Source organism: Sphingomonas sp. SORGH_AS_0438 (assembly GCF_031453475.1).
Classification (GTDB): Bacteria; Pseudomonadota; Alphaproteobacteria; order Sphingomonadales; family Sphingomonadaceae; genus Sphingomonas.
Genome location: NZ_JAVIZS010000001.1, coordinates 3232501 through 3246752, shown reverse-complemented (window position 1 = coordinate 3246752; position 14252 = coordinate 3232501). Strand labels below are relative to the sequence as shown.

Genomic DNA, 14252 nt, shown 5'->3' with positions numbered 1-14252 from the left:
CGGCCATGCAGCGGCTCGACGGCGGCTCGGCCATTCCGCCCCATCTTGCCGGCGGGATCGTCGCGCTCGGCAATTTCGACGGCTTTCACCTCGGACATCAGGCGGTGGTCGGGGAGGCGGTCGCGCGCGCCCGGCGCGAGGGGCGACCGGCGCTGGTCGCGACCTTCGATCCGCATCCGGTGCGGCATTTCGTGCCCGACACCCCGCCCTTCCGCCTGACCACGCTCGACCAGCGCGAACGGCTGTTCGCCGAGGCCGGCGCGGACGCGATGCTGGTGTTCGGTTTCGACGCGGCGCTTGCCGGCCTGGATGCCGAGGCGTTCGTGGCCGAGCGGCTGCTCGACCGGCTGCGCGTCGCGGGCGTGGTGACCGGGCAGGACTTCACCTTCGGCCGGCGCAAGTCGGGCGATGCGGAGGTGCTGGCGCGGCTGGGCGCGCGCCATGGCTTCAGCGCCACCGCCGTCGCCCCGGTCACGCTGGCGGGCGAGCCGGTCTCCTCCAGCCGCATCCGCGCGCATCTGCGCCTGGGCGAGACGCGTGAGGCGGCACGGCTGCTGACCCGTCCGTTCACGATCGCCGGCATGGTGGAGCATGGCGACAAGGTCGGCCGCACGATCGGCTATCCGACCGCCAATCTCCAGCTCGGCCAATATCTGCGCCCGGCCTATGGCATCTATGCGGTGCGCGGGCGGCTGGACGACGGGCGGGTGCTGAACGGCGCCGCCAATCTGGGCATCCGGCCGCAGTTCACGCCGCTGAAGGAGCTGCTGGAGCCGTATTTCTTCGATTTCACCGGCGACCTGTACGGCCGCCGGCTGGAGGTCGAGCTGATCGAATACCTCCGCCCCGAGGCGATGTTCGACGGACTGGACGCGCTGATCGCGCAGATGGACGCCGATTGTCTGCGGGCGCGGGAGGTTCTAGGGGCCGCGCATTCATGACCGACGCATCTTCGACCCAAGAGCCCGCGCGCGACTGGCGCGACACCGTCTTCCTGCCGAAGACCGACTTCCCGATGAAGGCGGGCCTGGCCGCCAAGGAGCCGGCGATCCTCGATCGCTGGGCGCGGATCGACCTGTATCAGCGGCTGCGCGCGGCGCGTGCGGGCCGCGAATTGTTCGTGCTCCACGACGGCCCGCCCTATGCCAATGGCGACATCCATATGGGCCATGCGATGAACAAGGTGCTGAAGGACGTGATCGTCCGCAGCCAGTCGCTGCTCGGCAAGGATGCGCCCTATGTGCCCGGCTGGGACTGCCATGGCCTGCCGATCGAGTGGAAGGTCGAGGAGGCCTATCGCGCCAAGAAGCTGAACAAGGACGACGTGCCCGTCGACCAGTTCCGCGCCGAATGCCGCGCCTATGCGGCGAAATGGGTCGATGTGCAGCGCGCCGAGTTCGAGCGGCTGGGCGTGATGGGCGACTGGTCCGACCCGTATCTCACGATGAACTACGACGCCGAGGCGGCGATCGTCGGCGAGTTGCTGAAGTTCGCCGAGAGCGGCCAGCTCTATCGCGGCGCCAAGCCGGTGATGTGGTCGCCGGTCGAGAAGACCGCGCTGGCCGAGGCCGAGGTCGAATATGAGGATGTCGTGTCGACCCAGATCGACGTGGCGTTCGAGATCGTCGAGGCCCCGAACGCACCCGATCTGGTCGGCGCCCATGCGGTGATCTGGACGACGACGCCCTGGACGATCCCGGTCAACCAGGCGCTCGCCTATGGCCCGGACGTGGATTACGTGCTGGTCGCCGACGAGGCGGGTCGCCGCTTCCTGGTCGCCGATGCGCTGGTCGAATCCTTCGCGGCCCGCGCCGGCATCGTGCCGACCCGCACCGGCTGGACGGGCAAGGGCACGCAGCTGGACGGCGCGGTCGTGCGCCATCCGATGCATGCGCTGGGCGGCTTCTTCGCCAAGGCGCGGCCGATGCTGCCGGGCGATTTCGTCACCACCGATGCCGGCACCGGCCTGGTCCATATGGCCCCGGACCATGGCGAGGACGATTTCCTGCTCTGCAAGCAGTTCGGTATCGATCCGGTGTTCGCGGTCGATGCCGCCGGCCTGTACCGCGCCGACTGGGCGTGGCTGGGCGGGCAGGGCTCGGTCATCAACAAGAAGTTCGTGGCCAGCGACGGCCCGATCTGCACCGACCTGCGCGCGGCCGGCGCGCTGCTCGCCGCGTCGGACGATTTCAAGCACAGCTATCCGCATAGCTGGCGCTCCAAGGCCAAGGTGATCTTCCGCGCGACGCCGCAATGGTTCATCCCGATGGACCGTGCCGGCGTGGCGGACGTCGACGGCGGCAACGGCAATGGCGCGACCCTGCGCGAACTGGCGCTCGATTCGATCGCCCGGACCCAATGGGTGCCGCCGCGCGCCGAGAACCGCATCACCGCGATGGTGCAGGGCCGGCCCGACTGGGTGATCAGCCGCCAGCGCGCCTGGGGCGTGCCGATCGCGCTCTACGTCAACCGCGCGACCGGCGAGTATCTGAACGACCCGGCGGTCAATGCCCGCATCGTCCAGGCCTTTCGCGACGGCGGCGCGGACGCGTGGTTCACCGGCGACCATCAGGCGCTGCTCGGTGAGGGATACACGCTCGCCGACTGGGAGCCGCAGAACGACATTCTCGACGTGTGGTTCGATTCGGGCTGCACGCATGTCTTCACCGTCGAGGCGCGCTACGGCGCGGGCGTGCGCGCCAACCTCTATCTGGAGGGGTCGGACCAGCATCGCGGCTGGTTCCAGTCGTCGCTGCTGGAAAGCTGCGGCACGCGCGGCCGCGCACCCTATGACGCGGTGCTGACCCATGGCTTCGCGCTCGACGACAAGGGGCGCAAGATGTCCAAGTCGCTGGGCAATGTCGTCGATCCGCTCAAAGTGATCGGCGAATCGGGGGCCGACATCCTGCGCATGTGGGTCGCCTCGACCGATTATTTCGACGATGTGCGGATCGGCAAGGAAGTGCTGGCGACCGCGTCGGACGCCTATCGCAAGCTGCGCAACACCTTCCGCTACCTGCTCGGCGCGCTCGACGGCTTCACCGACGAAGAGGCGGTGGCGGTCGAGGCGATGCCCGAGCTGGAGCGCTATGTGCTCCACCGGCTGGGCATGATCGACACCGAGCTGCGCACGGCGGCGACCGGCTACGAGTTCAACCGCTATATCCGGCTGCTGACCGACTTCGCCAATGAGGATCTGAGCGCCTTCTTCTTCGACGTGCGCAAGGACAGCCTCTATTGCGACGCGACCGACAGTCTGAAGCGGCGCAGCTATCGCACCGTGCTCGACATCCTGTTCCACGCGCTGGTCCGCTATGCCGCGCCGATCCTGTGCTTCACCGCCGAGGAAGTGTGGCAGGCGCGCTTCCCCAGCGAGGACGGGTCGGTGCATCTGCTCGAATGGCCCGAACTGCCGGCGCTGGACGGCGATGTGCCACTCGGCACCCGCTGGCAGGGCGTGCGCGCCTTGCGCGAGACGGTGACCGAGGCGATCGAGCCGCTGCGCCGCGCCAAGACGATCCGCTCCAGCCTGGAAGCCGAAGTGACGGTGCCGAGCGCCCCCTTGCCCGGGGCGGAGCTGGCCGAACTGTTCATCGTCGCCGATGTGCGCGTGGGCGAGGATGTGGCGGTCGCCCGGACCGAGCGGCATAAGTGCGGCCGTTGCTGGCGGCACCTGCCCGAAGTGACGGTGGACGGCGCATTGTGCGACCGCTGCGACGGGGTGGTGGCATGACCCTGCCCAAGCGCGGCCTGCTCGCGGCGCTGGTGCTGTTCGCGCTCGACCAGCTGGTCAAATGGGCGGTGGTCGGGCCGCTCGGCCTCGATCATCTGGGCGCGGAACGCTATGTCGCGCCGATCTTCTCGCTCCGCTTCGTGCCCAATGTCGGCGTGTCGCTGGGTCTGTTGCCCGCCGATGGCAATGCCACGCGCTGGGCGCTGGTGGCGATGACCGGGGCGATCGCGATCGGCGTCGCGATCTGGATGACGCGCGAGAAGCATCCGACCGACCAGGTCGCGCTGGGGCTGGTGCTGGGCGGCGCGCTCGGCAACATCCTCGACCGGGTGCGCTTCGGCTATGTGGTCGATTTCGCCGACCTGCACTTCGGTGACTGGCGGCCCTTTTTGGTCTTCAATGTCGCCGATGCGGCGATTACCATCGGTGTTCTGGTGCTGCTGCTCCGTGCCTTTCTGTCGCGCGACAAGGCCGCGCCTTCTGTGGAGAGTCCCCATGCGTAACTTCGTGGCCATCGTCGGAGCGGCGGCGCTCCTTGCCGGTTGCGGCGCCGGCCGTTCGCTCGATCGGGCGCGGCCCGACGAATTCGCCGTCGCGCGCCAGCCACCGCTGGTGATCCCGCCCGATTACGCGCTGGTCCCGCCGCAGCCGGGCACCGCGCGGCCGCAGGACAATTCCAGCCAGCAGGACACGGTCGAGGCCCTGTTCGGCAACGCGCCGCGCAGCGCGTCGGAGCGGGCGGCGCTGGACCAGGCCGGGGCGGACGCCGCCGCGCCCGGCATCCGTTCCTCGGCCGGCGATCCGCAGACCAATGTGATCGACAAGGGCGAGACGACCCGCAGCATCGTCGCCGCCCCGGCCGGCGACGGCCAGGACGCGCGCGCCACCGCGAACTGACCGGCGAGGGTCGAAGGGGGCGGGCAGGCCTAGGCCCACCCCCTTCGTGCTCCTGCGAACGCAGGAGCCCAGGGCCCCACAGGTCATAAGGCGTTGTTCCGCTTGGCGCCTGCCTTTGCAGCAGCCCTTGCTTTGCAACCCGTTACGAAAAGGGCCGGCGCTCCCCCTGTGGAGCGCCGGCCCTTCGTCGTTCGGGCGGGCGGTGGCTTCCCCCGAAGCCGCCACCTACCGTCGTGGGTGAAATCAGAAGGCCGCGGTCAGCGAGAACACCACCGTACCGCCGGCGATCGACGCGCCGCCGGGCACCTGGCCCTTGGAGAAATTGGGCTGGAGATAGGCGGACTCGGACTTGCTGATGTCGGTGTCGATATAGGACACGTTGAGCACCAGGTTCTTATAGGCCGCGACGTCGGCGCCCAGCGACCAGTCCCAATATTCGCCGGTCGGCGCCAGGCTGGTGCCGTTGGGGCCCAGGCCCGGATTGCCGTGCGAATAGCCGATATGCGCCTTGGCGGTGATCGGCGTGCTGGGCACCGCGACCGCCGCGTCGCCGGTCAGGTAGACATTGTCCTGGCGCTGGCCGCGGCTGTACGGCGTGTTGGAGAAATTGCCGAGCGAGGTCTGCTTGGGCGCATAATAGGCGCCCGCCGTCAGCGTCGCCGGACCGGCCGCGCCGGACAGTCGGCCGAAGAACTCGACCACGTCGGACTCGGAGAAGCCGCCCGGATAGGTGTACCAGGTGACGCCGGTGTCGATCGTCGCGCTGCCGAAGCTGTGCTTGTAGCCGCCGATCGCGTCCAACTCCATATTGGCGCCGCCGAACGTGCCCCAACCCGCCAGGTTGGACGCGAAGGTGCCGATATAGAAGCCGCTTTCATGCGCGATCGTCAGCGCCGCCTGGACGGCCGCGTTCTTGTTGGTCTGCGAGATGCCGCGCAGACGATAGTCGGTCAAAATCGACGCGCTGCCACTGACCGTGATGGGCGAGGGCGGCGCAGTGTCCTGCGCCAGGGCAGGGGTAGCGGCCGCGAGCGAGAGCCCGGCGACCAGGAAGTGCGAGAAGCGCATCAGGTGTCTCCCTGAGGGATGAAGCCGATGTCCCCGCCTGCATTCCCGAAGGGGACTGCCTCTGTCAGGGCCGAAGCCCCCGTGCGGTCCGTCCGTCGGTGACAGCGACATGACAGCCGGTGCCGCAGCGCACAAGATGTTTTCGTGCCCCCGATCGCCACCGGACATCAGCATGTTGCGCCCAAGCCACAGGCGAAGTTCGCGATCAATCGTCCCGCGACGGCCGCAATCGGATCTCGCGCTGCGGCACCGGGATGCGGATGTCGTGCTCTTTCAGCAACCACCACAAGCGGTTGAGCACATCGGAGCGGACATTGCCGACGCCCCCCTCGGGATCGCTGATCCAGGCCAGGATCTCATGCTCGACCGCATATTCGCCGTAGGCGGTCAGCCAGACATTGGGCCTGGGGCTCTTCAGCACGCGCGGGCTTTCCGCCGCCGCGCGCAGCATCAGCGCCTGCGCCAGCTTCAGATCGCAGTCGTAACCCACCCGCACCGCGATTCGCACCCGCACGTTGCGGTCGGAGAAGGACCAGTTCTCCACCTCCTGCGTCATCAGATTCTCGTTGGGGATCAGATGCTCCTTGCCGTCGCGGGTGATGACGGAGACGGCGCGCACCCCGATCTTGTTGACCCGGCCGGCCTCCTCGCCGACGACGATCACGTCGCCGGGCTTGATCGAACGGTCCATCAACAGGATGATCCCGGCGATCAGGTTGCCGATCGTCTTCTGCAGGCCGAAGCCGACCGCCAGGCCGAAGGCGCCGGAGAAGATCGCGAAGCTGGTCAGGTCCAGCCCGAGCAGGTCGATGCCGAAGAAGAAGGCGAGGATGACCACGCCGACCCCGACCAGCTTCTGCGCCAGCAGCTTCTGCGTCGGGTCCAGGCCGCTGGCATGGCCGATCGAATGGCCGGCGACGCGGTTGACCAGCCGCACGCCCGCGAACAGCGCGACCAGCGTCACGGTCATGCTGATCAGCGTCAGCAGCGACAGGCGGCGCTGCCCGAAGGGAAAGCCGATCCGCTCCAGCACCTGGGTGATCGGCTCCGGCCCGCCGACCGCGCGGCTGAACAGGGCGACGAACAGCACGATCGCGACCAGCCAGGCCGACCAGCGCGGCAGGCCCAGGCCGCGCAGCACCTGATGCGCGGCGCGTGCCGTCGCCAGCCCGGCCGCGAAGCCCAGCGGCAGCGCGGCGAGCGGCGGCCAGGGCCAGACGGTCAGCACGATCGCCAGCAGCAGGGCGGCGCTGAGATGCCGGAGGATTGCGGTGGTGCGCGTCCATATCCCCTCGCCATGGCCGGAGGCGTGCTGCTTCCACCACAGGCCGACCGGCGGGCCGAGCCGGCGGCCGGCCAGCACCCCCGCCAGCAAGCAGAGCAGCACCAGTCCGCCCGCCACCCCGACCTGCGCCAGGTCGCCGCGTCCCGGCGTGGCGAAGCCGGTCGTCCGCCACCAGGCGAGGAGCGGGTTCACGCCGCCGTGGCGCGCCAGGCGGCCAGGCCGCGTTCCAGGTCGGCGATCAGGTCCTCCGGGTCCTCCAGGCCGATCTGGAGGCGGACCATCGGCCCGGCATCGTCGCGCGCGGTGACGCTGCGATGGCGTTGCGGATCGATCGGGATCGCCAGGCTCTCATATCCGCCCCAGCTATAGCCGATGCCGAACAGGTCGAGCGTGTCGATCAGCGCGGCGCGGGCGGCATCGCTGCCGCCGGCCAGGGTGAAGGCGAACAGGCCGCTCGATCCCTTGAAGTCGCGCAGGAACAGGTCGTGGCCGGGGCAGCCGGGCAGGGCCGGGTGGAGCACCGCCGCCACCTCCGGCCGCTCCGCCAGCCAGCGCGCGATGCGGAGCGCGGCGGCCTCGTGATGGCGCAGCCGCACCGCCATGGTGCGCAGGCCCCGGCTGCCGAGCCAGGCATCGTCGGGGCTGGTCACCTGGCCCAGTTGCAGGCTGGCGTCGCGCAGCCGCGCGAACTGGCCCGGGCCGGCGGTGACCGATCCCAGCATCACGTCCGAATGGCCGACGATATACTTGGTGCAAGCCAGGATGGTATAGTCGACGCCCAGCTCGATCACCGGGAACAGCAGGGGCGTCGCCCAGGTATTGTCGATGAGGGTCGTCACGCCGCGGGCCCGCGCGGCCGCGACGATCGCGGGCACGTCCTGCACCTCGAAGGTCAGGCTGCCGGGGCTCTCCATGAAGATGGCGCGGGTGCGCTCGCCGATCAGATCGGCGATGCCCGCCCCGATCATCGGGTCGTAGAAGCGGGTGGTGATCCCCATCCGCTTGAGCAAGCCACCCGCCAGGTTGCGCGTCGGGTCATAGGCGCTGTCGACCAGCAGCAGCTCATCGCCCGGCGACAGGATCGCGAGCAGCGCGGTCGAGATGGCGGCGACGCCGGACGGATAGAGGAAGGTGCCCTCCGCGCCCGGCTCCAGGCTGGTCAGCGCATCGGCGAGCGACCATTGCGTCGGCGTGCCGCGCCGGCCGTAGAACAGCCGGTGATGCGTGTCGCGCCCGCCCGATTCGCGCAGATGCGCGACCGAATCGTACAGGATGGTCGAGGCGCGCCAGACCGGCGGGTTGACGATGCCCGCCGTCCATTCGGGCCGCCGTCCGGCCTGGACGACGCGCGTGCCCTCGCGCTTGTCGGTGATGTCGCCGCTCATGCCGTTGCTCCTAGTGCCTTGGGGGTGTCGGCCCGGCCGCCCCATTCGCTCCAGCTGCCGTCATACAGGGCGGCGTCGCGACCCATCAGGTGGAGCGCGAAGGCGAGCGTCGCAGCGGTGACGCCCGATCCGCAGGTGGTGACGATCGGCCGGTCGAGGTCGACCCCGGCGAATGCCTCCGCCAGCGCCGCGCCCCGCTTATAGGTGCCGTCCGGGTGGAAGAGGCGCGCATAATGGAGGTTGTGCGAGCCCGGGATATGACCGGGGGCGGCGCCGTGCGGATCGCCCTCCGCGCCGGTGAAGCGGCCGGGCGAGCGGGCGTCGATCACCTGCTCGGCCCCGCTGTCCAGATTGGCACGCATCTGGTGGAGCGTGCGCAGGTGCGTCGGCTCGAAGCGCGGCGTGGCATGGCGCGAGCGGGGCGTGGCCTGTCCCGTCTCCAGCGGCCGGCCCTCGGCCCGCCATTTGGCGAGACCGCCGTCGAGGATCGCGACCGCGCCGATATTGTGGTTGCGGATAAGCCACCAGGCGCGCGCCGCGCTCTTCCACGGGCTGTCGTCGTAGAGGACGATACGGGTGCCGTCGCCCAGGCCCAGCCGCCCCAGCCGGCTGGCGACCTTGGCGATGGGCGGCAGCATGTTGGGCAGGGGGGAGTCGGTGTCGCGCAGCTCGGCCAGGTCGAGGAACACCGCGCCCGGGATATGGCCCGCCTCGAACTCGGCGGGCGCGTCGCGGCCCAGCGCGGGGTCGAGCAGCGTCGCGTCGGCGATGCGCAGGTCGCGCGCGCCCAGTTCGGCGGCGAGCCATTCGGTGGTGACGAGCGGGTCCAAGACGGCCTCCGGTCGGGCCAGCCTGTCGCGACCTCTACTCGTTCCCCGTGGGCCGGGCGGCCCGTCGACAAGCGCGGGCGGGGGCGAGCCGGGGTTCAGTAATCCGCGCCGCCGCCGCCGTCGAGACTGTCGAGGAAGGCGGCCGCCTGCGCCCGCGTCGCGTCCCGAGCCTCCGCCGATTGTTTGGCCCAGGTGCGATAGGGCATCGCCATGCGGTGGTTGCCGGCGAGCTTGTCCTCGTGCCGGGCGATGAAGTCCCAGTAGAGCGCGTTGAACGGGCAGGCGTCCGGCCCGATCCGCTGCTTCACATCGTACCGGCAATGGCGGCAGTAATCCGACATCCGGTCGATATAGGCGCCGGAGGAGACATAGGGCTTGGACCCGACCAGCCCGCCATCGCCGAACTGGCTCATCCCCAGCGTGTTGGGCAGCTCCACCCATTCATAGGCGTCGACATAGACCTCCAGATACCAGCGGTGCACGGCGGCGGGGTCCGCGCCGATCAGCAGGGCGAAATTGCCGGTCACCATCAGTCGCTGGATATGATGCGCGTGCGCGGTGTCGAGCGTCTGGCCGATCGCTTCGCGCAGGCAGTGCAGGTCGGTCTCGCCCGTCCAGTACCAGCCGGGCAGCGGCCGGTGATGGTCGAGATGGTTGCGCTCGACATAGCCCGGCCCCTCGCGCCAGTAGATGCCGCGCATATATTCGCGCCAGCCGATGATCTGGCGGACATAGCCCTCGACGCTGTTGAGCGGGGCGCGGCCGGCGCGATATTCCGCCTCCGCCCGGCGGCACAGGTCGAGCGGGTCGAGCAGCCCGGAATTGATATAGGGGCTGAGGATCGAGTGCCAGAGATGCCGCTCGCCGGTCAGCATCGCATCCTCGTAATCGCCGAAGCGCGGCAGGGCGTTGGCGAAGAAGGCCTCGGCCTGGCGCTCGGCATCGGCGGCGGTCACCGCCCAGTCGAAGCCGTCGAGCCGGCCGGGATGGTTGGCGAAGCGCTGCCGCACCAGCGCCAGCACCTCGTCGGTGATCGCGTCGGGCGCGAAGGCCAGGGGGCGCGGCATCAGCAGGTCGCGCTCCGCGGGCTTGCGATTCTCCTTGTCGAAATTCCACCGGCCGCCCTCAGGCTTGTCGCCGTCCATCAACAGGCCGGTGCGGCGGCGCATGTCGCGGTAGAAATATTCCATGGTCAGCTCGCGCCGCCCCTTGGCCCATTGCTCGAAATCGCGGTGATCGGCGACGAATCGGTCGTCGGCGCGAATCTCGACGGGCAGGCCGAACAGCGTCTCCCAGCTTTCCACCATCGCGCGGACCCGCCACTCGCCCGCCTCGGTCACGACGATCCGGTCGGGGGCATGGCGCCCGATCCCGGCGGCGACCGCGCCGGTGAAGCTGTCGGCGGCGTCGGCATCGTCCAGCCGCTGATAGTCCACCGTCCAGCCGGCGGCGCGCAAGGCGTCGGCATGATGGCGCATCGCCGACAGGATATAGGCGATCTTCTGCTGGTGATGGCGGACATAGCCCGTTTCCTCGACCACCTCCATCATCAGCACCACACAGGCGTCCCGGTCTTGGTCGCGCAGGGCGGACAATGACAGGGACAGTTGGTCGCCCAGCACCGGTATCAGCGTTTTCATTGCCGCGTCGTCATCCTACATGGGCGGCATGACACCGAAATTCCTTGGCCAGACCGCTGCGCTTCCCGACTCTCCCGAAGCGGCGGTGCTCGATTACGTTCCGAATCCGCGGATCGGCCGCACCTATCTGGTACGCTTCGCCGCGCCGGAATTCACCTCGCTCTGCCCGGTGACCGGTCAGCCGGACTTCGCGCATCTGGTGATCGACTATGTGCCGGGCGAGACGATCGTCGAATCCAAGTCGCTCAAGCTGTTCCTCGGCTCGTTCCGCAACCATGCGGCGTTCCACGAGGATTGCACGGTCGGCATCGGCGAGCGTCTGGTCGAGGAGATGAAGCCGGTATGGCTGCGCATCGGCGGCTATTGGTATCCGCGCGGCGGTATCCCGATCGACGTGTTCTGGCAGTCGGGCGCGCCGCCCGCCGATCTTTGGCTGCCCGACCAGGGCGTGGCCTCCTATCGCGGTCGCGGCTGATCCTCGGGCCGCTTCATGTTGCGGTGCAACCGGAAAAATGGAACCTTTCATAAGGATGAACGGTTTGATTTGATGGCGCATAGCACCGCTCCGTGGTGTGGACGCAATCCCGAGGATCGATAATGGTGCAAGAGTCCAGCGAGATGACGATCAACCACCTGGCGATGATCGGCAATTATCTGCCGCGTCAGTGCGGGATCGCCACCTTTACGACCGACGTGCACCAGGCGATGCGCGACCGTTTCCCGGACATCCGCGTGGACGTCTATGCGATGGACGATCATCCCGGCCGCTATGCTTATCCGGACGCGGTGACCGGCGCGATTCCGCAGAACGAGCTGTCCGCCTATGTCGATACCGCTCGCACCATCGAGGCGAGCGGCGCGCAGGCGATCTGGGTGCAGCATGAATATGGCATTTTTGGCGGCCCGGCGGGCGAGCATCTGCTCGCGCTGCTCGACCGTACCACGCTGCCGGTGGTGGTGACCCTTCATACGGTGCTGGAGAAGCCGAGCGCCGACGAACGCCGCGTTCTCGAGGGCCTGCTGCGCCGCGCCGCGCGCGTGGTGGTGATGGCGGAGCGCGGGCGCGAGATCCTGCAGCGCGTCTATGCCGCCAATCCGCGCCAGATCGCGATGATCGCGCATGGCGTGCCCGATCGGGAACTGGTCGATCCGGCGACGCTCAAGGAGCGGTTCGGCTGGAAGGACCGTCCGGTGGTGCTGACCTTCGGCCTGCTCGCCCCCAATAAGGGGATCGAGACGATCATCGAGGCGCTGCCTACTGTGGTCGAACGGCATCCGAACCTGCTCTACGTCGTGCTGGGCGCGACCCATCCGAACCTGGTCGCGCATGAGGGCGAACGCTATCGCGACAGCCTGAAGGCGCTGGCGGCGGAAAAGGGGGTCAGCGACAACCTCGCCTTGGTCGATGGCTTTGTCGAGCATGACGCCCTGATCGATTATCTCCAGGCGGCGGACATCTACGCCACGCCCTATCTCAACCCGGCCCAGATCACCTCGGGCACGCTGTCCTATGCGGTGGGTGTCGGAAAGGCGGTGATCTCCACGCCCTATGTCCATGCTACCGAGATCCTGGCGGACGGGCACGGCGTGCTGGTCGATTTCCGCGACAGTGCCGCCTTCGCGCGCGAGATCGACCGGCTGCTGTCGAATGATCGCGATCGCCATCGCCTCTCGCAGCGCGCCTATTCGCGTGGCCGCACCATGATCTGGCCGCGCCTGGCGGAAGCGATGCTGGCGGCGACCGAGGCCGCGATCGCGGCACGTCCTAGGCGACTCGCTAAGCCGCTCGCCGTCCGCCCCCTCAAGCCCGATTTCGCCGCGGTCGAGCGGATGAGCGACTCGACCGGCATGTTGCAGCATTCGATCTATTCGATTCCCGATCGCCGCCATGGCTATTGCATCGACGACAATGCGCGCGCGCTGATGCTGGTCAGCGCCATCCCCGATCTCGATCCGGTCCAGCGCGACAAGTGGATGACGATCTACGCCTCCTTCCTGCAATATGCCTGGAATCCCGACCGGCGGCGCTTCCGCAACTTCATGCGCTTCGACCGCACCTGGTGCGAGGAAGAGGGTTCGGAGGATTCGAACGGCCGCACGCTCTGGGCGCTGGGCGTCACCGCGCGCGACGCGGCCGAGCAGAAGCATCGCGACTGGGCGGCGGTGATGTTCGATTCGACCGCCAGCTTGGCGCTCGACCTGGGCTCGCTGCGTGCGCAATCCTTCGCGATGCTCGGCGCGGCGGCGATGCTGGAGGCCAAGCCCGGCCATGAACTGGCCCGCACCATCCTGCAGCGCTTCCCCGACGTGCATCTCGACCTGCTTGCTGAGACGCGCCGGCCAGAATGGCAGTGGTTCGAGATCGTGCTCGCCTATGACAATGCCCGCCTGCCCGAGGCGCTGATCCGCGCCGGCATGGCGCTGGACCGCGACGATCTGGTGCAATGCGGACTGTCGACGCTCGAGTGGATCGTCTCCAAGCAGACCTCGCCCGAGGGACGGTTCCGCGCGGTGGGTACGGAAAGCTTCCATCGTCCCTATGCCGATCCGCTCCAGTTCGACCAGCAGCCGCTGGAAGCGCAGGCGACGGTCGAGGCCTGCCAGGCGGCGCATGCCGCGACCGGCGACCCGCGCTGGGTGGCGGAGGCTGAGCGGGCCTATGGCTGGTTCATGGGGCTGAACGACCTGGGCCTGCCGCTTGCCAGCGTCGAGGATGGCGGTTGCTTCGACGGATTGATGCCGACCGGGCTCAACCGCAACCAGGGCGCGGAGTCGATCCTCGCGCTCCAACTGGCGAGCTGCACCATTTCAGGGCTTTCGCAGGATATGGGGTCCGTGGCAGGAGGCGGTCGCGCCGTCGCGTGATTTGTCGCGTCGGGCGGAACGACCATTGCGCGGGGCCGGGGCCAGCATGAATTTGTTCAATCACGAGTTGCGTTTGCACGCCGATCCGTCGCGCGTGGTGGTGCGTCCCTTCCATATCGCGTTCGGCGGTCCGGGCGCACCGCCCAGTCGCACCGAGCGGCTGGTGTCGGAGGTGCTGGCGATGACGCCGGCCCAGGCGCGCGAAGAGCTGGAGATCGTGCTCAAGGATTTCGAGGCACGCCACTGGCAGACGCGCCGCGTGTTCATGACGCGCTATGACGAGATCGAGGACCTGCTCCAGCTCGACGGCGCGGCGATCGGCGACGAGAAGCGACAGCTGATCGGCGCCTATTTCTGCCACGAGTACAGCTATGCCGCCGCGGCGCTGATGAATCCCAGCGCGGTTCCGCATTTCGACCAGTCGGGCATGCCGCCGGGCAGCCTGCGCATCCTCATGTCGATGCGCGCGGTGGGCGAGGGGCATATCTCCTCCGTCGCCTTTCGCGAGGGGATCATTACTGACCGCAACCAGATGCGCCTCGCGCCGGA

12 protein-coding genes (1 of these 12 running past the window's edge) are annotated in these 14252 nt (G+C 68.6%); 7 read left to right on the top strand and 5 right to left on the bottom strand.

The window, feature by feature from the left end:
- Positions 1 to 5 precede the first annotated feature (5 nt).
- From QE452_RS15245 to QE452_RS15230, 4 genes are read left to right on the top strand one after another with little or no spacing between them, the layout of a single operon-like run.
- Positions 6 to 941 (top strand): bifunctional riboflavin kinase/FAD synthetase, encoded by a 936-nt coding sequence (locus QE452_RS15245; RefSeq protein WP_309659398.1) that lies wholly within the window; start codon positions 6 to 8, stop codon positions 939 to 941.
- On the top strand, positions 938 to 3733 hold the full coding sequence (ileS, locus tag QE452_RS15240) for an isoleucine--tRNA ligase (RefSeq protein ID WP_309659399.1): 2796 nt from the start codon (positions 938 to 940) through the stop codon (positions 3731 to 3733). The genes QE452_RS15245 and ileS overlap by 4 nt, the downstream gene beginning before the upstream one ends.
- Positions 3730 to 4236 (top strand): signal peptidase II, encoded by a 507-nt coding sequence (gene lspA / locus QE452_RS15235; protein ID WP_309659400.1) that lies wholly within the window; start codon positions 3730 to 3732, stop codon positions 4234 to 4236. The genes ileS and lspA overlap by 4 nt, the downstream gene beginning before the upstream one ends.
- Positions 4229 to 4630, top strand: coding sequence for a DUF3035 domain-containing protein (locus QE452_RS15230; RefSeq protein WP_309659401.1), 402 nt, complete (start codon positions 4229 to 4231; stop codon positions 4628 to 4630). Before lspA ends, QE452_RS15230 begins: the two co-directional genes overlap by 8 nt.
- Positions 4631 to 4873: 243 nt before the next feature.
- Here the strand turns inward: QE452_RS15230 and QE452_RS15225 are convergent, their stop codons facing one another.
- The 5 genes from QE452_RS15225 to QE452_RS15205 all read right to left on the bottom strand — a co-directional run bounded on the left by QE452_RS15225 (position 4874) and on the right by QE452_RS15205 (position 10838).
- Positions 4874 to 5698: a TorF family putative porin gene (locus QE452_RS15225; RefSeq protein ID WP_309659402.1), complete on the bottom strand. Its 825-nt coding sequence runs from the start codon at positions 5696 to 5698 to the stop codon at positions 4874 to 4876.
- A 205-nt stretch (positions 5699 to 5903) separates the two neighbouring features.
- Entirely contained in the window at positions 5904 to 7175 is a 1272-nt protein-coding gene (locus QE452_RS15220; RefSeq protein WP_309659403.1) for a mechanosensitive ion channel domain-containing protein, read from the bottom strand.
- Complete coding sequence (gene metC / locus QE452_RS15215; protein ID WP_309659404.1) at positions 7172 to 8368, bottom strand: cystathionine beta-lyase; 1197 nt, start codon at positions 8366 to 8368, stop codon at positions 7172 to 7174. The genes QE452_RS15220 and metC overlap by 4 nt, the downstream gene beginning before the upstream one ends.
- Positions 8365 to 9198: a sulfurtransferase gene (locus tag QE452_RS15210; protein ID WP_309659405.1), complete on the bottom strand. Its 834-nt coding sequence runs from the start codon at positions 9196 to 9198 to the stop codon at positions 8365 to 8367. The genes metC and QE452_RS15210 overlap by 4 nt, the downstream gene beginning before the upstream one ends.
- 95 nt (positions 9199 to 9293) lie before the next feature.
- Positions 9294 to 10838 carry a cryptochrome/photolyase family protein gene (locus QE452_RS15205; RefSeq protein ID WP_309659406.1) on the bottom strand — a complete coding sequence of 515 codons (1545 nt, stop codon included), beginning with the start codon at positions 10836 to 10838 and terminating at the stop codon, positions 9294 to 9296.
- A gap of 28 nt (positions 10839 to 10866) precedes the next feature.
- Between QE452_RS15205 and queF the strand changes: the two genes are divergently transcribed.
- The 3 genes from queF to QE452_RS15190 all read left to right on the top strand — a co-directional run.
- A complete protein-coding gene (gene queF / locus QE452_RS15200; protein ID WP_125994856.1) occupies positions 10867 to 11313 on the top strand; it encodes a preQ(1) synthase in 447 nt (148 codons plus the stop codon).
- A gap of 122 nt (positions 11314 to 11435) precedes the next feature.
- Positions 11436 to 13703, top strand: coding sequence for a glycosyltransferase family 4 protein (locus QE452_RS15195; RefSeq protein ID WP_125994857.1), 2268 nt, complete (start codon positions 11436 to 11438; stop codon positions 13701 to 13703).
- A 46-nt stretch (positions 13704 to 13749) separates the two neighbouring features.
- Positions 13750 to 14252 carry the start of a glycoside hydrolase family 130 protein gene (locus tag QE452_RS15190; RefSeq protein WP_309659407.1) on the top strand. It continues 778 nt past the right edge of the window, so only the first 503 of its 1281 coding nucleotides appear in the window; its start codon is at positions 13750 to 13752; its stop codon lies beyond the right edge, outside the window.

Bases quoted from the DNA above. Each gene is read 5' to 3' on its own strand.
- QE452_RS15225 (WP_309659402.1), bottom strand. From the start codon at position 5,698: ATGCGCTTCTCGCACTTCCTGGTCGCCGGGCTCTCGCTCGCGGCCGCT.
- QE452_RS15245 (WP_309659398.1), top strand. From the start codon at position 6: ATGCAGCGGCTCGACGGCGGCTCGGCCATTCCGCCCCATCTTGCCGGC.
- lspA (WP_309659400.1), top strand. From the start codon at position 3,730: ATGACCCTGCCCAAGCGCGGCCTGCTCGCGGCGCTGGTGCTGTTCGCG.
- QE452_RS15195 (WP_125994857.1), top strand. From the start codon at position 11,436: ATGGTGCAAGAGTCCAGCGAGATGACGATCAACCACCTGGCGATGATC.
- ileS (WP_309659399.1), top strand. From the start codon at position 938: ATGACCGACGCATCTTCGACCCAAGAGCCCGCGCGCGACTGGCGCGAC.
- QE452_RS15230 (WP_309659401.1), top strand. From the start codon at position 4,229: ATGCGTAACTTCGTGGCCATCGTCGGAGCGGCGGCGCTCCTTGCCGGT.
- QE452_RS15205 (WP_309659406.1), bottom strand. From the start codon at position 10,838: ATGAAAACGCTGATACCGGTGCTGGGCGACCAACTGTCCCTGTCATTG.
- metC (WP_309659404.1), bottom strand. From the start codon at position 8,368: ATGAGCGGCGACATCACCGACAAGCGCGAGGGCACGCGCGTCGTCCAG.
- queF (WP_125994856.1), top strand. From the start codon at position 10,867: ATGACACCGAAATTCCTTGGCCAGACCGCTGCGCTTCCCGACTCTCCC.